This is a genomic window from Roseobacter cerasinus (assembly GCF_009811755.1).
GTDB classification, from domain to species: domain Bacteria; phylum Pseudomonadota; class Alphaproteobacteria; order Rhodobacterales; family Rhodobacteraceae; genus Roseobacter; species Roseobacter cerasinus.
Genome location: NZ_BLIV01000003.1, coordinates 215,844 through 238,677, shown reverse-complemented (window position 1 = coordinate 238,677; position 22,834 = coordinate 215,844). Strand labels below are relative to the sequence as shown.

The window sequence follows — 22,834 nt, the reverse complement described above, 5'->3', positions numbered from 1 at the left end:
GAGCGCCCTATGCCCGCGCCAACCAACAGCTGTGATGATTTGCCATCACGCCCAACCTTAAGCATCGACTGGGAAGTCTATGCCGCAATGCTCAAAGAGAGCGACATACCTCTGGATCAACAGAAAGAGCTGATCGAAACGCTCTGGTCCATTGCTGTGATGTTTGTGGACTTGGGCTTTGACCTCAATCCCGTGACCCAAATCTGTGGAGAACCGGATGATCCTTTGTCCGATGATCCGCCCGATCTGCTATACTTGCTGGAGCAAGACACCACCCATCAAGACAAACACGAGGAGGCCCCATGGACGGATCAGTAAACACCACAATCAAACCCACTAAAGCGGTGATCTACACCCGTGTCTCCGGCGCAAAACAGGTGCGGGAGGGGGATGGTCTGGCGTCTCAGGAAAATCGTTGCCGGGAATACGCGACCTACAAAGACTATGACGTTGTTGAGGTCTTTTCTGACGATATGTCCGGCAAGTTCGAACGTCGCCCTGCCATGGATCGCATGTTATCCTTCCTGCGTCTGAACAAGAAAGACAGCATTGTCGTCATCATTGACGACATCAGCCGCTTTGCCCGGAACGTGCAGGCCCATATCAAGCTGCGCGAAACCTTGGCCGATGCGGGTGGCATCCTGGAAAGCCCGTCGATTGAATTTGGTGAAGACAGCGACTCGCGGCTGGTCGAGCATATGCTGGCCTCGGTTGCGCAACATCAACGTGAGAAGAACGCAGAACAAACCTCCAACCGCATGAAAGGCCGTATGATGAACGGCTACGCCGTATTCTATTGCACGGTAAGCCTCGCCAAGGTCTATGAAGACCGCAACGGCAAGCTACAGGAGACCAACTCGTTCTCCGATAGCGAGCTTCCGCGGGTCAAGGATCTGATCAGCGAAGTCCGCGCCCATGCGCTGCATCTACGCCGGGAACAGGCTCTGACACGCAACCAGCAACAGTCTTACGACCAGGGCGAGTCGCGCCAGTCTGATCGTCGCGGTGGCGGTACGCCAGAACGGTTTCGTGAACGCTCCGGGCAAAACCACTCTCAGCCGCGCATGGAACGCTGAAGCGTGCCCATCATGACCTTAAGCAGGCGCTGTGCTCTGAAAACGGGCCAGCGCCTCTTTTATGAAAGGACCGATCCATGACAGATAAGGAACAAAACAACGATGTGGGCTGCCCATCAGAGACGCCCGCGCAAAGGACATTGGAAGATGAGCTTCTGGAAGAGTTTGGAGACGATCCGCTTTGCGGTGATCTGGATGAAGAGCAGGCGCGCGCGTTTTTGATGACCTTCTGGAACATCGTCACCATCTTCGCCGAACTCGGCGTTTCCGTCGCACCGATTAACGGTGAGGCTGTTGATAACACATCAAAAAATCTTCGCGCACTCCGCGTCGATGTGCTATCGTTGCTTACCAAAGAAGATACAGCGCATGAAACAGTTGCACCCCGTTCAACCCAAAACGATGAGGCGCATCCATGCAGAACTCCCAACGACAGATAAAGCCTGAACAGGCCGCTCTGATATATTGCCGGGTCTCAGGTACCAAGCAAGCCACGCAGGGCCACGGGCTCGAAAGCCAGGAATCCCGCTGCCGTGAGTATGCCGCCCAGAAAGGCTACGCTGTCGAGGCTGTCTTTCCCGATGATGTCTCCGGCGGCGGCGACTTCATGAAGCGTCCCGGCATGGTGGCCCTGCTGAGCTATCTCGATGCGCAGAAGGGCAAGCCTTATGTCGTGATCTTCGATGATCTCAAGCGCTTTGCTCGTGACACCGAATTCCATATCAAGCTCCGCAAGGCCTTCGCGATGCGCGGCGCAAAAGTGGAATGTCTGAACTTCCGCTTTGAAGACACGCCCGAAGGCAAGTTCATCGAAACCATCATTGCAGCGCAGGGCGAGCTGGAACGCGAGCAGAACGGGCGCCAGACCCTGCAGAAGATGAAAGAGCGCATGAAGCGCGGCTACTGGGTGTTCCCGGCACCCATGGGCTACAAATATGAGAAGGACGGCTCGCACGGCAAACTGCTGGTCCGTGACGAGCCTCTGGCGAGCGTGATCGAAGAAGCGCTCAATGGCTACGCTTTAGGTCGCTTCGGTACGCAAGCCGAAGTCCAACGCTTCTTACAAGATCAGCCGGTCTTCCCAAAAGGCCGCAACGGCGCGGTCCATCCACAGCGCGTGACCAATCTGCTCACCCGCCCGATCTATGCCGGCATGATCGAGCATCCGCCCTGGGGCATTACACTGCGGCAGGGACACCATGCAGGCCTGATCAGTGCATCTACCCTCCAGCGCATTCAGGAGCGCCGCACAGGCGTGGCAAAGGTGCCCATGCGCGCCGACATCAACCGCGACTTCGTCCTGCGCGGTGCTGTGTGCTGCGGTGATTGCGGCGTGCCCTACCGCTCGGCTTGGTCGCAGGGCAAACGTAAGAAGTACGCCTATTACGTCTGCCAGACCAAAAACTGCGCCAGCTACGGCAAGTCGATTGCCCGTGACAAGCTGGAGGGCGAGTTTGAGGAATTATTGCAGAACATCACACCGACGAAGCCAGCCTTTGCACTCGCGCGAAGGATGTTCCGGATAGCCTGGGACCAGCAGATCGAAAGCGTAGAGCAGGGCCGCAAAGAACTCCAGACGCAGATCAAGGCCACAGCGCGCAAGTCAGAAGAGATTCTCGACAAGATCGTTGGAACGACGAACGAGCGTCTCGCGACCAGCCTTGAAAAGCGCTTCAACGAACTGGAGTTGAACAAGGCTGCACTCGAAGAAAAACTGCAAAATCAGGGACAACCACGCCGGTCGTTCGAGGAGGCGCTCGAACACACCCTCAAGTTCCTCGCAAACCCCTGGAAAGCCTGGGAAAAAGGCAGCTTCGAATTACGCCGTGCGATCCTCAAACTGGTCCTCACAGCCCCCCTTCACTACCACCGAGACAAGGGACCTCGAACACCAGAAATAGCGTTTCCGTTCAATGCCTTAGCTGAAAACCACGCTGGAAAATTAAATATGGTGCCCCCACACGGACTCGAACCGCGGACCTACTGATTACAAATCAGTTGCTCTACCAGCTGAGCTATAGGGGCAAACGCTTGAAAATGTTATATTTTTTCGCGTTCAACGTTGATTGAAGTTTTGGCTATGCAATTGTTTTGCAATTTTGCCGATTTTCACCAACGCTGGTGGGCGGTCGTGTAATTGCAAAATGCGATGAGTGCAAGACCCATTCTGCTGGAAAGTCAGACGAATTGAGTGGTTTAGGCGGTCGTGTCAATGCCCGCCTAAACCTTTGCTCTACCGATTGCTTATGCTCCTGTCGCTGGGCGCACGTGGTCGCGCATTGTCTTGAAGGCCAAGTGGTTGTGTTGAAGGTTTGGGTCTCCAAGTGCTGCGGACAAACGTTGGTAGTGAAACGCCAACTCTTCAATGATCTTGTTCACGATCTCCTCGCAGTCTTTGAGCGGGTAGTAGCCGTGCCCGTCCACAAAAAGTTCCCAGCCTATAACGTCGTCATTGATCAGTTCTGGTTTTTTACCACAACGTAGTTGGTAGAGGAACTCGTCAATGATTGCGCGGTCACGTCGCCACTCTTCGTGATACGTTTCGATTGGGTGTTGGGTAGTCATGTTGGTTTGCTCCATAAATTTGCCACCTTCACCGTGAAGAGTGGTGTGGGAGACAGGTAGGAACAGCGTGTTGGTGAGTCAGTGAAGTTAGAAATAAGATTCTCAACTCGACGGCAGAAGACGGAAACGACGCCTATGACGCGTGGGCGCACCTCCGTGCGCACCTCAACACTATGCCGCCCAACGTTCGCGCCTACTTCTCAAAGCTCTGCGATGCGGTCGTGGAATTCAACCCGCATGAAGACGAAGAAATCGCGCTGACCAAACACCTCGAAACACCAGTGGTAAGGCGGAAGAAACGTAAGGTATTAGGGTCGAAGTCGAAACTCGACTACGCCTCCATTTTCGATTGGTTGAGTTGTCGGCAGCGAGCGGAAGACATGAGTCTCGATCAGGCGTTCCGTGACTACGTGCGGATTTTTGAACTGGAGCCGGACCAATATGAAACGGTCAAATCTGCCTACAATAAAGTCAGGCGCGCCCGTCTTAGCCACATGCTACCAGCCGAGCGTACCAAGGATATATGATAAGTCTGGCGCTTCGATCTTGGGCAATTCGAGCTGGTAGCGGTTCACGGCTGGGTCGCCCATCCAATCCTCACCGACATGCACGGCAATGGTCATGTGTTTCTTTGTGATATTGATGCCCCGGATCTTATGCAGGTTTTTGATTGGCAAGCATCCACGACCTGAACCGCTGCAAGTTGTCTGGCTGGAAGAACGCGACCGCCTCGTGCAGGTAGTGATACGATGAACGGGCAAGTCCTTGCCTTCGACTTGGTGCTCGCGACTGGCGCGCTCTCCAACCGGCGGGTCTTTGTCGACCTGAAGCCGTTCGGTGGGCTCTGCGACGGTATGGCCGTCGACGCCGAAGGCAATCTTTGGGTGTGCCAGATTACCAAGGGTCGGATCGGCTGTTTCGCGCCGGACGGGGCGAAGCGGCACAGTGTTGCCTTGCCTGTGCCAATGGTGACGAGCTGCTGTTTCGGGGGGCAGGATCTTACCGATCTCTATGTGACAACGGCCCGGATCATCCTCGATGATGCAGAGCTTGTCGCCTACCCCGATAGCGGCTCGCTCTATCGCATTTCCACGCAGAATGAAGGCCTCGCCCCACATGTCTTTGGGGCTCAGGGGGCAGTTGGATCATGACTGACGAGAAAAGAAAACGCCGCTCGCAGGCCTGGTTTGGCGGGACCGACAAGGACACGACGATCCACCGCGCCTGGATGCTCAACCAAGGCACGCCGCCTGATAATTTCGATGGGCGCCCCGTGATTGGGATTTGCAACACGTGGTCAGAGTTCACTCCCTGCAACGGTCATCTGCGCGACCTCGCCGAAAGGGTGAAGCGCGGCGTGCTGGAGGCCGGTGGGGTCCCGTTCGAATTCCCGGTCATGTCGCTTGGTGAAAACAACATTCGCCCCACGGCGATGCTGTTCCGCAATCTGGCCAGCATGGACGTGGAAGAGAGCATTCGCGCCAATCCCATGGACGGTGTGGTTCTGCTGTGCGGATGTGACAAGACCACCCCCTCGCTGGTGATGGGGGCTGCCAGTTGTGATTTGCCGACTGTCGTCGTCTCTGGCGGGCCGATGCTGAACGGCAAGCACCGTGGTTGCGACATCGGCTCAGGCACGGCCGTGTGGAAGATGTCGGAAGATATGCGTGCCGGTGAGATGACCCTCGCGGACTTTATGGATGCCGAACAGGCCATGTCGCGCAGCCCTGGTGCCTGCATGACAATGGGAACCGCCTCGACCATGGCCAGCATGGTGGAAGCGCTCGGGTTGGGTATGCCCCAGAACGCCGCAACACCGGCCGTGGATGCGCGCCGTCGCACGCTGTCGCAATATGCCGGGCGACGCATCGTTGAATTGGTGCGTCAAGACATCAAGATGAGCGATGTTGTCACGCGCGAGAGCTTTGAAAACGCAATTCGCGTGAACGCGGCTATCGGTGGGTCAACCAACGCGATCCTCCACTTGATCGCGATCGCCGGGCGTCTGGAGGTGCCGCTTACGTCGCAGGATTGGGACGCGCTTGGTCGGGACGTTCCCACAATTTTGAACCTACAACCGTCTGGCCAGTATCTGATGGAGGATTTCTATTACGCGGGGGGATTGCCCGTCGTGATGAAGCATCTTTTGGACAAGGGCTTATTGCACGGCGATGCCGCCACTGTCTCAGGCTCGACGATAGCCGAGCAGATCGCCAAGGCAGAGAATTTCAACCCTGACGTCATCCGCACCACGGATGCGCCGCTAACGCAGAGCGGTGGCATCGCGGTCTTGAGCGGCAATCTCGCCCCCCTGGGTGCGGTCATCAAACCAAGCGCGGCAAGTCCCGAACTGATGCAACATTCCGGCCCTGCCGTCGTGTTCGAAGACATCGATGACTATAAAAATCGAATTGATGACCCCGATCTTGAGGTCACAGCCACATCGATCCTTGTGCTGAAAAATTGCGGGCCCAAGGGCTATCCCGGCATGGCGGAGGTGGGTAACATGGGGTTGCCCGAAAAAATCCTCAAGCAGGGTGTCCGCGACATGGTGCGGATCTCGGATGCGCGGATGTCGGGTACGGCATTTGGCACCGTCATCCTTCACACTGCGCCTGAGGCCGCCGCCGGTGGGCCCATCGCGCTTGTCAAAAACGGGGACCAGATCACCGTTGATGTGGCAAACCGGACGTTGGAATTGCTTGTGTCCGACGAAGAACTGGCAAAACGGCGCGTGGCGTGGCAGCCCAATGATGCGCACATGACCTCTGGCTATCAAAGGCTCTATATCGACCATGTGCTGCAAGCCGACCAAGGGGCCGATTTAGACTTCCTCGTTGGCAAGCGCGGCGCCGAGGTCCCGCGGGAATCCCATTGAATGACGGCACTGACTTTGCAATCTGCAGGCTATCGTGTGTCGATCTTGCCGGACGAGGGCGGGCTTATCGCGTCGTTGCAGTACTGGGACGGGGCGGATTTCATAGACCTCTTGCGCTCCAATCCCGGTGCAGAAGGAACACTGGATGGCCTCCCGCTTTACGGCTGTTTCCCAATGGTGCCCTTCGCAAACAGGCTCTCAGAGCCTTGGTTGCCCGCGGGGGACGACCGCCGCGCGGTTCCGGTGAACTGGCCCGCGCAGGGGCTCGCGATGCATGGCACGGGCTTCATGGGACCCTGGATCGTTGGCGCATGCGGCGATGCGAGTGCGTTGCTCACCACGTTCATCTTGGATGCCAACGGCCAAACTTTGGGCGCTGCGCGCCAAACCATAGCCCTTGGTGACGACGGGCTTGCCGTGAGCTTGGCATTCGAAAGTGCTTGCGACACGCCGCTCAGTTCCGGGCTCGGCTTTCACCCCTGGATCGCTGCCCCAGGCGATGAACTGCAAACAACCGCTTCCTTCGCCGCCAAGGGCCAATTTCAAATGGATGCGAATAATCTGCCTGTCGGTCATGTGGCCTGCACCACAACGCAGACAGACCTGGATTGGCGTGATGCTGGCCTCGACACCTGTTTCACGGGTTGGTCTGGCGAGGCCCAAATTGTCCGACCCGCGAAAGATCTAGTCGTCCGTGTCCGGTCTGCGGTGCCAAATCTGCATTGCTTTGTGGCCAAGGACTTTGATGCAATCTGCCTCGAACCTGTCAGCCACGCACCCAACGCGGCCCATGCCGCCCTGGCGGCGGAGATTGCGCCCATGGCGCCTGTGGCACCGGGCGAAACCATATCTATTGAAATGCACATCGGCGGCGAGCCGCTTTCTCGCCAAGAGACAACAAGGACATCATGAGTATGGCAACTTTACCGGATACTGCCGGGGCATTTGTCGGGCGCGTTTGGGACCCGGCGGTTGAGGGCCCTTGCGTCGTAAAAGTATCGGCCGGACGGCTTGTGGATATCACGACGCGCGCAGCACCGACCATCCGCGACATCTGTGAGATGGACGACCCTGCTGCGTTTGTTGCTGCGGCGCAAGGCCGGGATCTCGGCGCGGTGGAAGACCTTGCAGATGCGCGCCTGGACCCCGATAAACTTCACCTTCTCGCCCCCTGTGATCTGCAGGCCGTGAAGGCCTGCGGCGTTACATTCGTCGGCTCTATGATCGAGCGGGTGATTGAGGAACGTGCGGCGGGCGATTTGAAAGCCGCCGATGCGATCCGCGGCCGGATCTCTGCAGCAATTGGTGAGAGCCTCCGCAATATCGTGCCAGGCTCAGCCGATGCCATGACAGCCAAAGAGGCGCTCATCGCCTAAGGACTCTGGAGCCAGTATTTGGAAGTCGGCATCGGACCGGACGCCGAGGTGTTTTCCAAGGCGCAAGTGCTGTCTGCCGTGGGCTTTGGTGCAGAGGTCGGACTGCACCCGATTTCAAACTGGAACAACCCTGAGCCTGAGGTTGTCTTGGCAGTGTCCTCCAAAGGCCGCATCGTCGGGGCAGCGCTTGGCAACGATGTGAACCTGCGCGATGTGGAGGGACGATCAGCCCTGCTTTTGTCAAAAGCCAAAGACAACAATGCCTCCTGCGCCATCGGCCCAATGATCAGGCTCTTTGACCCGAGCTTTGGCCTAGATGACGTGCGCCAGGCAGAGCTTGATCTGACCGTGACTGGCGAGGACGGATTTGTCTTGAACGGCGCGTCGTCCATGTCCCAGATCAGCCGCGACCCAGAGGACCTAATACGCCAGACCATCGGGCCGCATCATCAGTATCCGGACGGCCTCATGCTCTTCCTGGGTACACTTTTCGCCCCAACGCAGGACCGCAACGGGCCGGGAGAGGGGTTTACACATCGCCTGGGCGACGTCATCGAAATCACCTACGGTCAGCTCGGCACGTTGCGCAATGTCGTGCGTTTGTCGACCGAATGCCCCCCCTGGACCTTCGGGGTCAGCCATTTGATGCGCAACCTCGCGCAACGAGAACTCATTTAAGGATAAAGCCGACGCTCAAGGGAAAACACCTGATTGCTGGCGAATGGGTCGGCCATACCGAAAGCTTCGAAAACGAGCCGGTCGAAGGGCCAGCCGATACATTCTCAGCTGGTACACCCGAAATGGCTAGCGCGGCCTGCATTGCCGCAGAAGAGGCGTTTTGGTCTTATGGCTATTCCAGTCAGTCCGATCGGGCGGCCTTTCTGCGGGCCATCGCGGATGAGATTGAGGCGCGCGGTGACGCGATCACCGCCCAAGGCGTCAAGGAAACCGGCTTGCCGGAGGCGCGTCTGCAGGGTGAGCGGGGACGCACCACCGGGCAACTCCGCCTCTTTGCCGACCACATTGAGACAGGGGAGTATCTCGACCGGCGTAATAACGCGGCCCTCCCCGACCGCGCGCCCTTGCCGCGCCCGGACCTGCGCGTGATGCAACGGCCCATCGGCCCAGTTGTCATATTTGGTGCCTCGAATTTTCCCCTGGCCTTTTCAACTGCAGGCGGTGACACCGCCGCCGCCTTGTCCGCTGGCTGCCCCGTCGTGGTGCGCGGACATTCTGCGCATCCTGGTGTGTCGGACCTTGTCGCCCAAGCCATTGATGCCGCGCGGGCGATTTGTGGTTTACATCCCGGTGTGTTTAGCCAAATCCAAGAGGGCGGCAACGAAATTGGCGCAGCCTTGGTGCAGCACCCCCTTGTAAGAGCCGTGGGCTTTACGGGGTCGTTACGCGGCGGGCGCGCGCTCTTTGATCTCTGCACCTCTCGGTCCGGGCCAATCCCGTTTTACGGCGAGTTGGGATCCGTAAATCCAATGTTCCTTTTACCCGACGCGCTTGAGAAACGCGCGGGCGAGATCGCAGCAGGCTGGGTCGGCTCCCTCACCCTTGGAGCGGGACAATTCTGCACCAATCCCGGGGTTGTCGTCGTGATCGGTGGCGAAGCGGCGGACACCTTCCAAAAGGCGGCAGCCGAAGCTGTCGAGAATGTAGGAGCTCAAGCTATGCTCACCAAAGAGATCGCGCTCGCCTATCGTGACGGGCGCAACCGGGTCGCCGCCGCTTTGGGTGGGGGCCTAGAGGAGGCATCAACTGATGATCTGCGCACTGCCACACCATACCTCTTTGTCACACCGGCAAGGGACTTTTTGGCAAAGGCCGAGTTACACGACGAGGTCTTCGGCCCGCTGGGTCTCATCGTTGTGGCACAAGATTTCGACGAAATGCTCGCCGTCGCACGGTCTATAGAAGGGCAATTGACTTACAGCCTGCATCTGCAGGATGCCGACACCTACCTTGCAAAGACGCTCCTGGCGATTTTTGAGCGCAAAGCTGGGCGCGTGCTCGCCAACGGGTTTCCAACGGGTGTCGAAGTTTGCGACGCAATGGTCCACGGCGGCCCCTATCCGGCGAGCACAAACTTTGGAGCAACCTCCGTTGGCACCTTGGCGATCCGGCGCTTTTTACGACCCGTTTGTTATCAAGGACTACCAGAGACACTGCTGCCAACCGATTTAAGGTGACCTGGATAGAACGTGTTTTGGTTCGGCGAAGCGAGTGAGTACCGTATCCACTTGGCTCTAGCCCAATCGCTGTGACCCAATCACGCACCAACCGACCATATTGGCGGGTTGAGATGTGTGGCCGATCATGGAAGCGGCTGGGGAACATAAACCGACACGCAAACATCTCGGGTGATTTTACCCAGACAAAGACGGTTTCACATGTGTTTTCCGTAAGTTCAAACTGGACCGGCCGCTTGGTCTTGCTCTGGATCACCGAAACGCGTTCTCGCACGCGGTCATCTTTTACCAGGTCAGAAACAGTCAACTTGACGAGATCACAGCCGCGCAGCTTGCTGTCGATGGCGACGTTGAACAGCGACAGATCGCGTAGATAACCTGCCAGTTCGAGCCGCGCCCGGATCGCCCAGACCTGCTTTGGCAGCAAGGGCCGTTTTTGACCGATGATCCGCCTCTTGTTCCAGGCTTTGCGTTTCGGGGTGGTCGCGGGAAGTTGGACTCTTGGCATGATATGCCCTCCGATCCTCCCTCCGCACCCAATCATCAGCACCGCGCTGACTTGCCGATTCTACAGTTTGATCGAAGGGCCGGTGTCAAAGATGCCGGATCTTGGTCGTTCCCGCGCAAGCATTGGGCGGCTCAGAGCCCACAGCGGAAGTTCTGATTTTGTACCGCGTGCGCTCGCGGCATGATGTCTGCTGCTGTTGCGCGGGGCGAAGTGCCGCTGCGCAGCGAGGGAACCAGTCATTCAGGAGCGCCACAGCAAAGACGGGCTGCCTGACTTTCTTGTTTGCTGACAACCTGGTCCGTTGGGATCAGACTTCGGTTGTTGCTCTCCGTATCGGTGTCACACGAAGAGGAAGTCTTCCTCGGTCAGGGTGATCCCGGCACCGACAATGGTGAGGCTGTCGGTTGTGCCGCCTATGTCAATGCGCACGTTGTTTTGGCTATGTGTGAGCGTGAGGTCGCCCCACGTTACATCACCGGAAAACGCAATTGTGTCGAGACCGTCTTCGTAGCCAAAGAAACTCTGCTCACCTTGGCCGCCATTGAAGACAAAAGTGTCCGCCTCCGTGTTATAAATTTCCTGTGTGATCGTGCTGTAAACGTGCAGGCCATCGACATTCGTACTCCAGATCAGATCGTCGATGCTGTCCCCGTTCACGTCATCTGCATGTGTCGCATAGTAAATCGTGTGGTCGTATTCGGCTTGCGATACGGAACCGCCGACAGCCTCCGAGAATGTTCCGTCACCGTGTGAGAAAGCTATAACCCGGTAGAGCCCGCTACTGAATGCTCCCATCCAGACCGCGTCATCGAACCCGTCTGCATTGAAGTCCGCCGAGAGCTTTTGATAGTTGTCCCAGCTACCGGTGTTCTCGGGAAGTGTTACTGTGCCCTGGGCTTGCGCAAAAGTGCCGTCGCCGTTGCTCAGGCCAACATAGACCTGAAACCCGTTGCCGTTTGAATGCATGAAGATTGCGTCATCGAAGCCATCCCCGTTCACATCACTCATAACCTCCTCGAATCTGTCATCAAAAGCGCCCGTACTGATGTTCGTACCGGTGGCTTGCTGGAAACTGCCCGAGCTTGTGCCAAGAGCGGTGTAGACCTGCAAACCCGTCAGGTCCGCCTTGGTGTAGACAAGATCGACTTGCCCATCCCCATTGACGTCAGCGGTGTGCGCCTCGAAGTCCCCGAAATTACCGGAATGAACCACTTGCCCGGTTGCGGCGTGGAATGTCCCATCCCCTTTTCCGAGAGCGGAATAAACCTGAATCCCATTGCCCACTTTGGTCCACAGGACATCGGTTTTGTTGTCTCCATTAATGTCGGCGATCAAGCGATCAAATGTGCCAAAACGCGACGCACTGGGCTGGGAACTGATGGCAGTCCCAAAGCTGCCGTCGCCGTCGGAAAATGACACCCAGACCTGGAGACCTCCCAGATTGGAAATCGACCAGATCGTGTCATCGAAGCCGTCGCCGTTCACGTCGTCGATATGGGAGGCAAAATTTCCAAAGGCTCCGGTATGGACCACGTTGCCCACCGCGTCTTGATAAGTTCCGTCACCATTGCCAATCGACGTGAAGATCTGCAGGCCATTCAGATCTGATTTGGTCCAGACCGCATCGGCAAGCCCGTCTCCATTCACGTCGCCGACGTGCTTGTCAAAGTCTCCGAAGTTCCCATTGTGAACCTGCCCTCCCGTCGCGGGAGAGGTTATTGACCAGTTTCCTGCAAAGAGCGCGGCGCTTTCCGAAGCATCGAAATCGATTGAGCTCACGTCAAAGGAATTGGCGACTGCGACCAGCATTTGCAGGCCCGTGATCGTCCCATTGTTCAGATGGGTTGCCCAGGTACTATGCTCTTGCGCTGTTGGCGCGCGACCAAAGGCATTCACAAAAACCCTGTCGATAAAGGCACTTTGGCTGAGCCCCAAGGTGGAATCGGGTTCGTCGGGAAACGCGGTTTGCTGGGTCCATATCAAGTAAGCAACATCCTGAACGGAATGAGTACCGCCAATCAGATAGTCGTCATAGAGATCCAGTTCAGCGTTGCTGGCCCTGCGGCCATGCGCGACTCGGATGATATCGCCAATCTGATCGCGGACCTCATCAAGGTCCATGGATCGGTCAAATTGAACCCCGTTGAGGAACACATCATAGTTATTGGTGCTGTTCTGCGTGTTCCCTTCAAAGGTATGTTCTGCCGAGCGCGCTATTTCGACGGCCAGTTCCGCAGCGCTCACGGATCCATTGCCGAGGCCTGTCAGCCGCGTATCCAATTCGAACAGGCTGACTTTGCGATCATAAGAATTCCGGTAGAAGAGCGTGATAAGCTCGACATCCAGCATTGTGCCGTTTCGGACCTGAAATTCATCGCTGGCCAGCAAATCGCTCGCCAGGGCGTGCATGTCGAGTTGACCGTCTTGCACAAAGCGAACCAATTGCTCGACCTCGGTAAAATCCATCGCCCGGTCGAAGATCGTGTCATAGAGTTGCGCCGCCTCATTGAGGATGCGCGCTTTGGCGATGTCATCAATACGGGTGCTGTGCTGAACGGTTTGAAGCACACCTGACCCGTCGACGAAACTTCGCGTGCCCGCAGCGAAGCGCACACGATAGTGGCCCGGCGGCACCAGCACCCGGAAGAACGCGCCACCCTCCACATAGGCGAGACCGTCTCAGTAGCAGCTCAAACTTTGCAGTTTTGCAATGTCCGTTTTCTGCGCTTCGCCGCCTTTAATGTCCAGGGCGGCATCGGTCGAATTGGGTCCTTTTTGGCGGTTCACGTGGATATGCGCAAATTGTGCGTGGTCATCTCGACTGGTCAAAGGCGAAATCCGGCACCGGGCAGATGAACGAACGAAGCCTGCGGAAATCGAAGCCGGTTATTAGTGCGACAGAGATTAGAGCGCTTGAGTTTGACGCGGATATCACACTTACGCTATCCGACTTTCTGTAGCTTCATTGGAGTGTTGGTCGACATTCCCCCCAACCAGGCAAAGCGACAGGAAGGACGATAGGGCATGACCTGCAAGCGGATTTGGGTGAGTGAATAGTGGCCGACAAACGTACCCTGCAAGCATTCAACGATGCCGTAACCAACCTAGAAAGTGATGCTCGCAGCTATGATGAGAGTGATCCATTCGACCTCGCAGGCAGGTGGCGGCTTGCAAAACGAATGACCGGAGAGATTTGGCTCATAGCAATCACTCACAGGCGAAATCAGACCAGTTTGATTGATACGCTGGGTTTGACAGACCGGGCGCATATCCCGTCTTGCGCGGGGAACGGTGGAATACATGGTGCCCCCTTACTCCACTTATGCCTTGATCCCGTCAAAAAAATGGCCGTGTTTACTGCGCCACGGGTAATCGACGATGCTATGCCGAAACTGTCGGCGACTGACTGGTTGAAGGAAGAAATCTATCGGTCGGAGACGTTTGGCCTTACACGTTTCGACGTGCTGAAGACTATCAGAAACAAGGAAGGTGTGGGTCACTTTGACGCCAAGATCAACCAAGCATCGGGCTACTCGGCTTTGCGCAATGCCGGGCACGAAGACTGCTATTGGCGTCGCTGCAAGGATCGTGGTTGCATTGCCTTGTTTATTTTTGGAACGCCGTTCTACTCCGTAGCTGTGGCTCCGCCTGATGGCACCCCACCACCACCATTGGAGAGCAAAAAGCATCCATTGCTAGGTGGTGTCGATGGATCTGTTCGGACAATGGCGGAGGAGTTGATGTGCTGGCTACGCTCTTACGGGGCCATACCTGCTCAAAAAGCCCGAGACAGTCAAAAACTTCGAACGCCATTCAATAACCGTTTAAATGTTGTTCGAACATCGCAGCCATCAGATCGTCAAAAACCGTTTGCTGCAAAACTTGGTGTCATTCACTGAAAAAACCCGGTCGCGCTACATGGGTCAAAACCTCGCGTCGTGCAGCGGCTCTTTACTCGACCCACAACAAATCCTATCTAAACAGTAAGAAAACGAGAGAGGCCCTCGATGACCAACGCATCCGAACAGCTTGAAGGCGCGCCGCTGATCGCACCTTCCTCGACTGATCACCCGCTTTACGAGCCGATCGTCGAAGCCTGTCGGACAGTCTACGACCCCGAAATACCCGTCAATATCTACGAGTTGGGCTTGATCTATACCATTGACATCAGTGATGAAAATGAAGTGGCGATCAAGATGTCGCTGACCGCGCCAGGTTGTCCGGTGGCAGGTGAAATGCCCGGCTGGGTCGCCGATGCGGTGGAGCCCCTGCCCGGCGTGAAGCAGGTGAACGTCGAACTTGTCTGGGAGCCGCCTTGGGGCATGGACATGATGTCCGATGAGGCGCGGCTCGAACTGGGCTTCATGTAAGGCCACATGACCACCGAAAAAGGCAAGATGATCGCCGGGCAACTCTATCGCCCCGGCGACCCCCAACTGGTGCGTGACCGTGCCGCGAGCCAAGCGTTGCAGCGTCGCTATAACGCCACAATTGTATCAGACAGTGACGACCGCAAAGATATTCTGGATCAATGGCTCGGGACCATGGGGGGTGGATGTGCGATCCGGGCGCCCTTCTACGTCGACTACGGCTACAACATCCATCTCGGCGAGGATGTGTTTTTCAACTACGGCTGTGTGCTGCTCGATGTCTGCCCGATCCGTATTGGCGACAAGACTCAAATCGGCCCGATGGTGCAGATCCTGACTGCTGATCATCCGCGAGACGCCGAAACACGCGATGCGGGGCTGGAGTTTGGACGTGCGATCGAGATCGGCCGCAATGTCTGGATCGGTGGCGGCGCCATGATCCTGCCGGGTGTCACGATCGGAGATGACGCGGTGGTGGGTGCAGGCGCAATTGTCACGCGCGACGTCCCTGCCAGAACAACAGTGGCGGGAAATCCCGCGCGGCCGCTTGTCCCCACGCCCAAGACTGACTAAATTACTCATCAAAGGAGCGCTGTTATGTTTGGTATTCCCGGCAAGCAAGCTGTCACATTGACACCCAAGGCCGCCGCACAGGTGAGTAAACTGATGACCTCGGCGGGTCATGCGGGGCTGCGCATTGGCGTCAAAAAAGGCGGCTGCGCAGGCATGGAATACACGATGGAATATGTCGAAGAGACCGACCCCAACGACGAAGTCGTCGAACAAGACGGCGCGCGCGTGATGATTGCACCCATGGCGCAGATGTTCCTTTTTGGCACCGAAATCGACTATGAAACTTCGTTGCTCGAAAGTGGGTTCAAGTTTCGCAACCCAAACGTGACCGAAGCCTGCGGCTGCGGCGAGTCGATCAAGTTTGGCTGATCATCCCTGCTTTTGCAGATGGACATAAGTTTCGTTGAACCTCTGCGTCAAATGATCCCCGGCGCTGATCACGTCGCCTGATCCCATCGGGGCAACATTCGTGTCGTAAGATGGATTGAAGAACAGCGGCACCGACAGACGCTCATCCTCGGTGCCGATCACCCGATGCGGCGTCGCGCGCACACGCCCGCCCGTCCACATCTCCATCATTTCGCCGAAGTTGATCATGAAGTCGCCGGGCGGCGCGGCTGCCGGAATCCAACCTCCGCCGCGCTTGCGGACTTCCAGCCCCGGTGAGCCATCCGTGGCCAGCAGCGTCAGGCATCCGTAGTCGGTGTGCGTGGCAATACCAAAATCGCGCGCCGTGGCCCCCTCCGGACGCGCCGGATAGTAGTTCCCACGCAGAAGCGCCATCGGCCTGTCGAATGCAGCGTCAAAGTAGTCCGCAGGTGCGCCAATCGCACAAGCGATGGCGCGCAGCACCTGCATCGCCACGGCGCAGGCGTCCCGATAGTAACTCTCGACCTCCGTCCGAAAGCCTGCGGGCGCTTCCGGCCAGCGGTTTGGCGCATAGACAGACAGATCACTGCCCGGAACCTCGAACCCGCTGTCATAGAATTGCTTGAAATCGGGATTGGCGGCTGGATCGACCTGCTCGGATCCGGACGCACCCCAGCCCCGGTTGGCGCCGGTCCGCGCCATATCCACCTGCGCCTTGTCGGCCTCTGGCAATTGAAAAAACGCACGATACATCGCCAGAACGGCTTGCGCCCTCTGAGCAGAGATCGCAGTGTTGGTTACAGAGAAGAACCCGATCTCGGTTGCGGCTTGCTCAAGCTGTCTCAGAGGAGCCGCATCGCCGCGGATAAGGGCCTTGGCATCCAGTCTGGGGATCACGGGCCACCTCCTCCAACACCGACCAATCCGACACCCGGATGCCACGCAACACGTCATCCCGCAAGTCTCAGGCCAATTGCCGACACCGTCCACCCCTGCTACCAACAGAAAAAATCACCTTCAGGAGGATCATATGCGGCGCAAACTGGCAGCAGGCAACTGGAAGATGAACGGCTCGGTCTCCGCGCTCGACATGATCGGCGCGCTGAAACTGAAGCACCCCGAATGCCCCTGCGACGTGCTCCTCTGCCCACCCGCACCGCTGCTCACTCATGCGCTCCAGAATAGCGCCAGCAACCCGATTTTCATTGGCGCACAGGATTGCCACGCCAAGGAAAGTGGCGCCTTCACCGGTGACCATTCCGCCGCCATGATCGCCGAGATCGGCGCCACCCATGTGATTGTCGGCCACTCCGAACGACGCGAGGCCTATGGCGAAACGGACGTCCAGGTCGCTGCCAAGGCGCAGGCCGCGCAGGCTGCAGGTCTCACCGCCATCGTCTGCATCGGCGAAAGCCTTGAGCAGCGCGAAGCCGGTGACGCACTTGATGTAATCACATCCCAGCTCGCAAGATCCGTGCCCGACGGCAGCAGCGGCAAAACTCTGGTGATCGCCTATGAACCGATCTGGGCCATCGGCACGGGCAAAATCCCGACAATGGAGCAGATCGCAGAGGTGCATGGCCTGATGCGCATCGAGCTACGCGCCCGTTTCGGCGCGGATGCCGACAACATCCGCCTGCTTTATGGCGGCTCGGTGAAACCGGGCAATGCTGCCAAAATCTTTGCCCTCGACAATGTCGATGGTGCGCTGGTGGGCGGTGCCAGCCTGAAGGCCGAAGACTTCTCCCCAATCATTGAGGCACTCGCTGCAAGCTAACGCCTTCTTCTGGCCCAAAATATCCCGGGGGAGCGCGCAGCGCGGGGGCAGCGCCCCCACCCTCATTTGATAATGATCTCCGGTCCCATAACCATCGTCGGCAGCCAAGTGCTGATGGCCGGAATATAAGTCACCATGATCAGGAAAACAAAAAGCACAGCCGTGAACGGCAGCGCCGCCCTTACTACCTTCATCATTGGCATATTGGCCACGCCCGAGGTCACAAAGAGATTCAATCCCACCGGCGGCGTGATCATCCCGATTTCCATGTTCACCACCATGATGATGCCCAGATGAATGGGGTCGATCCCCAGCTCGATGGCAATGGGAAAGACCAAAGGCGCCACAATCACCAATAACCCTGACGGCTCCATGAACTGCCCGCCGATCAGCAAAATCACATTCACGATGATCAGGAACACCACCGGGCCAAAACCCGCATCCAGCATGGCGCTGGCGATATGCTGCGGGATCTGCTCATCCGTCAGCACATGTTTCAGGATCAGCGCATTGGCGATGATGAACATCAGCGTGACCGTCAGCTTGCCCGCCTCAAACAGCGTATCGCGCGTGTCGCGGTGAAAAAACACAGTCAGCAGCGCAATGGGCTTGCCCATCAGCGTCAGGTTACGGCTCCCCTCGCCTTTCACATGCAAAGGCCCCATGTCGCGATAGACAAAGGCCGCAATCAAAAACGCATAAACCGCCGCCACAGCCGCCGCCTCGGTAGGTGTGAAGATGCCCCCATAGATGCCGCCCAGAATGATCACGATGAGGAACAGGCCCCAGCCCGCCTCGCGCCCGCTCTCAAAGACTTCGCCCCAGCCCAGCCATTCACCCTTCGGCAGATCGCGCATTTTCGCAATGACATAGATGGTGACCATCAACATGGTCCCCGCCAACAACCCCGGGATCACCCCCGCCAGGAACATCCGCCCCACGGACACATCCGTGGCGGAGGCATAAACCACCATCACAATCGACGGCGGGATGAGAATGCCCAAGGTCCCTGCGTTCGCGATCACCCCGGCGGCGAAATCCTTGGTGTAGCCCACCTGCCGCATGCCCGCGATCACGATGGAGCCGATGGCAACCACAGTCGCGGGAGACGACCCGGAGAGCGCCGCAAACAGCATACAGGCAAAAACCCCCGCAATCGCGAGCCCACCGGGGAAATGCCCCACAAGTGCAATGGAAAAGCGGATGATCCGCTTGGCCACGCCCCCTGTGGACATGAAGCTCGACGCCAGAATAAAGAACGGGATGGCCAGCAGCGTATAATGCCCCGCCATCGCCTGAAACAGCGTCTGCGCAATGGAGGCGAGCGAGGTGTCGCTGAGCATCAGCAAGAAGATGATCGACGACATGCCAAGGCTCACCGCAATCGGCACACCAATCAGCATCAGGCCAATGACCATGGTGAAAAGAATTGCAACTTCCATGGCTTAGCGCTCCGCGTTCAAGTGCTTGACGTCTTCAATCGCATCTTCCGCCTCATGGCTCACGATCAAACTTGTCTGATCACCACGCCAGATCCGCCAGGTTGCCTGAACAAAGCGAAAAAGCAGCAGCGCCATGCCAAAAGGCAGCATCGCATAAGGAATGAATCGCGGGATTTTCTCATATTCCTCGCCCTGGTTAAACACCGGCTCGATCCAGCGCAGCCATTCGGGCATGGGCATATCGACCACTTCGTACCAGGCCTGATCGCGGCTGTTCTCAAACCCCGTGGGGAACCACCGCCCCGAGGTCGCATCAAGGCCCGCAAAGGGCGCCCAATAGTCCCAGGCGCCTTTCAACACCAGCGCCGCATAGGCCAGACAGACCGCCGCCGCCAGCAACGCAAAGACCCGTCGCAGCGGCAGAGAAAAGAGGTTGATCACCGCATCCACACCCAGATGCGCCGTGACCTTGACCGCATAGCTCACCCCAAAAAGCACCAGCCAGGCAAAGAGGAAGGTGACCGCCTCCAGCCCCCAGATGATGCCGGTGTTGAAACCGTAACGCAGCACCACATTGATGAAGGTCAGAATGGTCATCAGCCCGAGGATCAGCGCAATCGCCGTCTCCTCGATCTCATTCACGATCCGCCCCAGCAGCGTCTCTGCTTCGTAGGACTGCGACATGCGCCCCCTCCCCGAAATACAGATCGTCCGGCCCGCACATCGGGGCCGGACGACAGGATGGTTTGAGTTTAGAACCCGGCGTTGATCGCTTGGGCCGCGTCTATGTTCTCTTGCCCGACATCGTCCTTGAACTGTTCCCAGACCGGCTTCATCGTGGCAACCCACTCAGCCCGCTGGGCCTCGTCCAATTGGCGCACAACGCCGCCTGCCTCGACAATCGCGGCCTTTGCTTCGTTGTTCACGGCCGTCGACTCGGCATTTCGAATCGTGGTCACTTCGGTCACGATGCTGGCCAGCTGATCGCGCACATCCGCATCCAGCGCATCCCACCAGTCGACCCCCACAACAACCATATAGTCGATGATGCCGTGGTTGGTCTCGGTGATGCCGTCCTGCACCTCAAAGAACTTCTGGCCATAGATGTTGGACCAGGTGTTCTCCTGTCCATCCACAACCCCGGTCTGCAGCGCGCCATAGACCTCCGAGAACGCCATCGGCTGCGGCGAGCCACCAAGCGCCGCCATCTGGGCCTTCAGCACGTCCGAGTTCTGCACCCGGAATTTCAGGCCATCGGCGTCTGACGGGCTGTTGAGCGGCACATTCGCCGACATCTGTTTCATCCCGTTGTGCCAGAACGCCAGGCCCAGCAGGCCACGACGCGTCATGGATTCCTTCATCGCCTGCCCGGTGTCAGAGTTCTGGAACGCATCAACCGCGTCGATGTTCTTGAACATGAAAGGCAGATCGAAAATGCGGAACTGCTTGGTGAACTGCTCGAACTTCGACAGAGAGGGCGCGGCCATCTGCACATCGCCCTGCAGCAGCGCCTCAAGCACCTGATCATCGTTGTAAAGCGTGGAGTTCGGGAAGACCTCCATACAGGCCTTGCCGTTCATCTCGGTATTCACCCGGTCTTGCAACATACTGGCCGCGATGCCCTTGGGGTGGCGGTCGGTATTGGTCACATGGCTGAACTTGATCACAACCTCGCCATCGTCACAAGCGGCGGCGACGGCGGACGCGCTGACGGACAGGGTCAGCGCAGTTAGAGCGGCGGTAAATGCTTTCATTTGGTTTCCTCCCAGAAACGGATTGTTCTTGTTTGACTGCGCATGGCTGCGCGCAGTGCTGCCGATATCAAATCCCGAGCGCAACGCAAGAGCAAGCGTTTTGAACCTGCGCCGCACCGTTTCGCCGACCCCACGAAAGGCGCAGTCGGCCGTCCCCCCTTGCATCTACGCCCGCGCAACCTCTTAAAGGGGACATGGACGTGCTTCATCAATCCCCCCTCGATCCGGATTTCGTGCAGGACCCTTACGCACTCTACGCACAGGTTCTGGCAGGCGATCCCGTGCGCTATTGGGCCGACTACGGTATGATGGCCGTCTTCGATGCTGCCACCGTGCAGGCGCTGCTGCGTGACCGGCGCCTGGGCCGCGCGGTGCCGGAGGATCAGCGCGCCGAGGTCCCACCCCACCTGGCCAACTTCAACGTGGTGGAGCAGGTCTCGATGCTTGATCTCGAACCGCCGCATCACACGCGCCTGCGCGGCCTGGTGCTGCGGGCCTTCACCTCACGGCGGATCAAGGCGCTGGAGCCGGACATCCATGCCATCTGCGACGACCTGCTGGCCGGGCTACCGGATGGACCTTTTGATCTGATCCCCGCCTTCTGCACCGCCTTGCCCGTGCGCATCATCGCCCGTCTGCTCGGCGTGCCCGAGGAGATGTCAGACCAGTTGCTGCGCTGGTCCAACGCCATGGTCGCGATGTATCAGGCGGGTCGCACCCATGAGACGGAATTGGCCGCTGATGCCGCCGCCACAGCCTTCACGGGGTTTCTGACGGGCTACATCGAAGACCGGCGCAGCGCCCCGCGCGACGATCTCATCACCCATCTGATCACTGCCGAAGAACAGGGCGAGACCCTCTCCCACGCCGAACTGATCGGCACCTGCATCCTGCTGCTGAATGCGGGCCATGAGGCCACGGTGCACACGCTTGGCAATGCGGTCAAAGCCCTGCTGGAACACGACGCGCCGCTCACCGCCCTCGCTCCCGACACCATCACCGCGACGGTGGAGGAGGTGCTGCGCTACGACCCGCCGCTGCATATGTTCACCCGCTACGCCTATGAGGATATCGAGGTCGGCGGTCACCCTGTCGCCAAAGGCCAGCAGGTGGCCCTGATGCTTGGTGCAGCCGGGCGTGATCCCGCGCGCTATGACCATCCCAATCACTTCGATCCCAGCCGCACCCCGACCCCGCATGCGGCATTCGGGGGCGGGTTGCACTTCTGCGTCGGCGCCCCGCTGGCGCGGCTGGAACTGCAAATCGGGCTTGCGCGCCTCTTTGAACATGCCCCCGACCTGCGGCTTGTCGACCCACCGCGTTACGCCAACAGCTACCATTTCCACGGGCTCACCGGGTTGCGTGTCACCCTTTGATCCGCCGCTAGACCCGGAATAGATATGCGGCGCAGCCGCGCCTTCGGATCACGCCCTCACAGCGGCAGCATCGTCGTGGACTTGATCTCCTCCATCGACAGCAGCGCCGTCACATTGTGCACCCGCACCTCCGAGATCAGCGCCTGATAAAAGACGTCATAAGCGCGCGCATTCTTCACCCGCACTTTAAGGATATAGTCGATATCCCCCGCCAGCCGGTGCGCCTCCTGCACCTCGGGCCGGTCGCGCAGGGCTTTGAGAAACGCCGCCTGCCACTCGGCCTCATGCTCGGAGGTGCGGATCAGCACAAAGAAACAGGCCTCGAACCCCAATGCCTCCGCATCCAGCACCACGGTCTGCTGACCGATCACCCCGCCCTCGCGCATCTTGCGAATGCGATTCCACACCGGGGTCTTGGAAGAGCCCACTTTTGCAGCAATTTCATCCAGCGACTGGCTGGCATCGCGCTGCAGCTCCCCAAGGATTTTCCGGTCCATCTCATCAATTCGGACGCTCATTCCATCAAGTCCCCGTCTGCTGGTCCAATGTTCCTACTCAGAGATAATTCAGAACAC

General features: G+C 58.1%; 23 protein-coding genes, 1 tRNA gene and 3 pseudogenes. 16 read left to right on the top strand and 11 right to left on the bottom strand.

The genetic code is table 11. The annotated features are described in order from the left end of the window. Positions 1-9 precede the first annotated feature (9 nt). The 4 genes and pseudogenes from So717_RS08705 to So717_RS22635 form a co-directional block, all read left to right on the top strand. On the top strand, positions 10-318 hold the full coding sequence (locus tag So717_RS08705) for a hypothetical protein (protein WP_159976131.1): 309 nt from the start codon (positions 10-12) through the stop codon (positions 316-318). Continuing rightward, a complete protein-coding gene (locus So717_RS22240; protein ID WP_238840757.1) occupies positions 303-1,076 on the top strand; it encodes a recombinase family protein in 774 nt (257 codons plus the stop codon). Before So717_RS08705 ends, So717_RS22240 begins: the two co-directional genes overlap by 16 nt. Before the next feature lie 77 nt (positions 1,077-1,153). Next, positions 1,154-1,516: a hypothetical protein gene (locus So717_RS08695; RefSeq protein ID WP_159976128.1), complete on the top strand. Its 363-nt coding sequence runs from the start codon at positions 1,154-1,156 to the stop codon at positions 1,514-1,516. Continuing rightward, positions 1,492-2,532, top strand: a pseudogene (locus tag So717_RS22635) (recombinase family protein); the annotation flags it as partial. The gene So717_RS08695 and the pseudogene So717_RS22635, both read left to right, overlap by 25 nt. A gap of 147 nt (positions 2,533-2,679) precedes the next feature. On the opposite strand, the gene So717_RS22225 reads toward So717_RS22635, so the two are convergent. From So717_RS22225 to So717_RS08680, 3 genes are all read right to left on the bottom strand, one after another. Next, positions 2,680-2,841, bottom strand: coding sequence for a hypothetical protein (locus So717_RS22225; RefSeq protein WP_238840755.1), 162 nt, complete (start codon positions 2,839-2,841; stop codon positions 2,680-2,682). 184 nt (positions 2,842-3,025) lie between these two features. Then, positions 3,026-3,101 (bottom strand) — tRNA-Thr (locus tag So717_RS08685). Between the two features lie 219 nt (positions 3,102-3,320). Beyond that, on the bottom strand, positions 3,321-3,656 hold the full coding sequence (locus So717_RS08680; protein ID WP_159976125.1) for a hypothetical protein: 336 nt from the start codon (positions 3,654-3,656) through the stop codon (positions 3,321-3,323). A 158-nt stretch (positions 3,657-3,814) separates the two neighbouring features. Between So717_RS08680 and So717_RS08675 the strand changes: the two genes are divergently transcribed. After that, a complete protein-coding gene (locus tag So717_RS08675; RefSeq protein WP_159976123.1) occupies positions 3,815-4,168 on the top strand; it encodes a hypothetical protein in 354 nt (117 codons plus the stop codon). On the opposite strand, the gene So717_RS22220 is transcribed toward So717_RS08675, so the two are convergent. After that, the gene (locus So717_RS22220) at positions 4,139-4,318 is read right to left on the bottom strand and encodes a hypothetical protein (protein ID WP_238840753.1); all 180 of its coding nucleotides are present in this window, start codon (positions 4,316-4,318) and stop codon (positions 4,139-4,141) included. The genes So717_RS08675 and So717_RS22220 overlap by 30 nt on opposite strands. Positions 4,319-4,390: 72 nt before the next feature. On the opposite strand from So717_RS22220, the gene So717_RS08670 reads away from it, so the two are divergent. The 5 genes and pseudogenes from So717_RS08670 to So717_RS08650 all read left to right on the top strand — a co-directional run bounded on the left by So717_RS08670 (position 4,391) and on the right by So717_RS08650 (position 10,090). Further along, the gene (locus So717_RS08670; protein ID WP_159976120.1) at positions 4,391-4,792 is read left to right on the top strand and encodes an SMP-30/gluconolactonase/LRE family protein; all 402 of its coding nucleotides are present in this window, start codon (positions 4,391-4,393) and stop codon (positions 4,790-4,792) included. Continuing rightward, a complete protein-coding gene (locus So717_RS08665) occupies positions 4,789-6,519 on the top strand; it encodes an IlvD/Edd family dehydratase (RefSeq protein WP_159976117.1) in 1,731 nt (576 codons plus the stop codon). Before So717_RS08670 ends, So717_RS08665 begins: the two co-directional genes overlap by 4 nt. After that, on the top strand, positions 6,520-7,431 hold the full coding sequence (locus So717_RS08660; RefSeq protein ID WP_159976114.1) for an aldose epimerase family protein: 912 nt from the start codon (positions 6,520-6,522) through the stop codon (positions 7,429-7,431). Then, a pseudogene (locus So717_RS08655) lies at positions 7,428-8,573 on the top strand (fumarylacetoacetate hydrolase family protein). Before So717_RS08660 ends, So717_RS08655 begins: the two are co-directional and overlap by 4 nt. Positions 8,574-8,575: 2 nt before the next feature. Continuing rightward, positions 8,576-10,090 carry an aldehyde dehydrogenase (NADP(+)) gene (locus tag So717_RS08650; RefSeq protein ID WP_238840830.1) on the top strand — a complete coding sequence of 505 codons (1,515 nt, stop codon included), beginning with the start codon at positions 8,576-8,578 and terminating at the stop codon, positions 10,088-10,090. Here the strand turns inward: So717_RS08650 and So717_RS08645 are convergent. Together So717_RS08645 and So717_RS08640 are read right to left on the bottom strand one after the other, a co-directional pair. Then, positions 10,053-10,598, bottom strand: a pseudogene (locus tag So717_RS08645) (tyrosine-type recombinase/integrase); the annotation flags it as partial. The gene So717_RS08650 and the pseudogene So717_RS08645 overlap by 38 nt on opposite strands. 339 nt (positions 10,599-10,937) lie before the next feature. Next, positions 10,938-13,262 (bottom strand): FG-GAP-like repeat-containing protein, encoded by a 2,325-nt coding sequence (locus tag So717_RS08640; RefSeq protein WP_159976108.1) that lies wholly within the window; start codon positions 13,260-13,262, stop codon positions 10,938-10,940. Positions 13,263-13,654: 392 nt separating this feature from the next. Between So717_RS08640 and So717_RS08635 the strand changes: the two genes are divergently transcribed. The 4 genes from So717_RS08635 (at position 13,655) to So717_RS08620 (ending at position 15,910) form a co-directional block, all read left to right on the top strand. After that, positions 13,655-14,497 carry a hypothetical protein gene (locus So717_RS08635; protein ID WP_159976105.1) on the top strand — a complete coding sequence of 281 codons (843 nt, stop codon included), beginning with the start codon at positions 13,655-13,657 and terminating at the stop codon, positions 14,495-14,497. Between the two features lie 108 nt (positions 14,498-14,605). Next, positions 14,606-14,968: an SUF system Fe-S cluster assembly protein gene (locus So717_RS08630; RefSeq protein ID WP_159976103.1), complete on the top strand. Its 363-nt coding sequence runs from the start codon at positions 14,606-14,608 to the stop codon at positions 14,966-14,968. A 6-nt stretch (positions 14,969-14,974) separates the two neighbouring features. Then, on the top strand, positions 14,975-15,541 hold the full coding sequence (locus So717_RS08625; protein WP_159976100.1) for a sugar O-acetyltransferase: 567 nt from the start codon (positions 14,975-14,977) through the stop codon (positions 15,539-15,541). Positions 15,542-15,565: 24 nt separating this feature from the next. Continuing rightward, the gene (locus So717_RS08620) at positions 15,566-15,910 is read left to right on the top strand and encodes a HesB/IscA family protein (protein ID WP_159976097.1); all 345 of its coding nucleotides are present in this window, start codon (positions 15,566-15,568) and stop codon (positions 15,908-15,910) included. Here So717_RS08620 and So717_RS08615 read toward each other — a convergent pair whose 3' ends face one another. Then, positions 15,911-16,807, bottom strand: a complete 897-nt coding sequence (locus So717_RS08615) for an isopenicillin N synthase family dioxygenase (RefSeq protein WP_159976095.1) — start codon at positions 16,805-16,807, stop codon at positions 15,911-15,913. Positions 16,808-16,940: 133 nt separating this feature from the next. Between So717_RS08615 and tpiA the strand changes: the two genes are divergently transcribed. Next, on the top strand, positions 16,941-17,687 hold the full coding sequence (gene tpiA / locus So717_RS08610) for a triose-phosphate isomerase (protein ID WP_159976092.1): 747 nt from the start codon (positions 16,941-16,943) through the stop codon (positions 17,685-17,687). Positions 17,688-17,749: 62 nt separating this feature from the next. On the opposite strand, the gene So717_RS08605 is transcribed toward tpiA, so the two are convergent. The 3 genes from So717_RS08605 to So717_RS08595 all read right to left on the bottom strand — a co-directional run bounded on the left by So717_RS08605 (position 17,750) and on the right by So717_RS08595 (position 20,883). Then, on the bottom strand, positions 17,750-19,129 hold the full coding sequence (locus So717_RS08605; RefSeq protein ID WP_159976089.1) for a TRAP transporter large permease: 1,380 nt from the start codon (positions 19,127-19,129) through the stop codon (positions 17,750-17,752). Positions 19,130-19,132: 3 nt separating this feature from the next. Continuing rightward, positions 19,133-19,813, bottom strand: coding sequence for a TRAP transporter small permease (locus So717_RS08600; RefSeq protein WP_159976086.1), 681 nt, complete (start codon positions 19,811-19,813; stop codon positions 19,133-19,135). A 68-nt stretch (positions 19,814-19,881) separates the two neighbouring features. Beyond that, complete coding sequence (locus So717_RS08595; RefSeq protein ID WP_159976083.1) at positions 19,882-20,883, bottom strand: DctP family TRAP transporter solute-binding subunit; 1,002 nt, start codon at positions 20,881-20,883, stop codon at positions 19,882-19,884. A 194-nt stretch (positions 20,884-21,077) separates the two neighbouring features. Here So717_RS08595 and So717_RS08590 point away from each other — a divergent pair, with 194 nt between their 5' ends. Further along, positions 21,078-22,259, top strand: a complete 1,182-nt coding sequence (locus tag So717_RS08590; protein WP_159976080.1) for a cytochrome P450 — start codon at positions 21,078-21,080, stop codon at positions 22,257-22,259. A 56-nt stretch (positions 22,260-22,315) separates the two neighbouring features. Here the strand turns inward: So717_RS08590 and So717_RS08585 are convergent, their stop codons facing one another. Continuing rightward, entirely contained in the window at positions 22,316-22,777 is a 462-nt protein-coding gene (locus So717_RS08585; protein WP_159976077.1) for an Lrp/AsnC family transcriptional regulator, read from the bottom strand. Positions 22,778-22,834 lie beyond the last annotated feature (57 nt).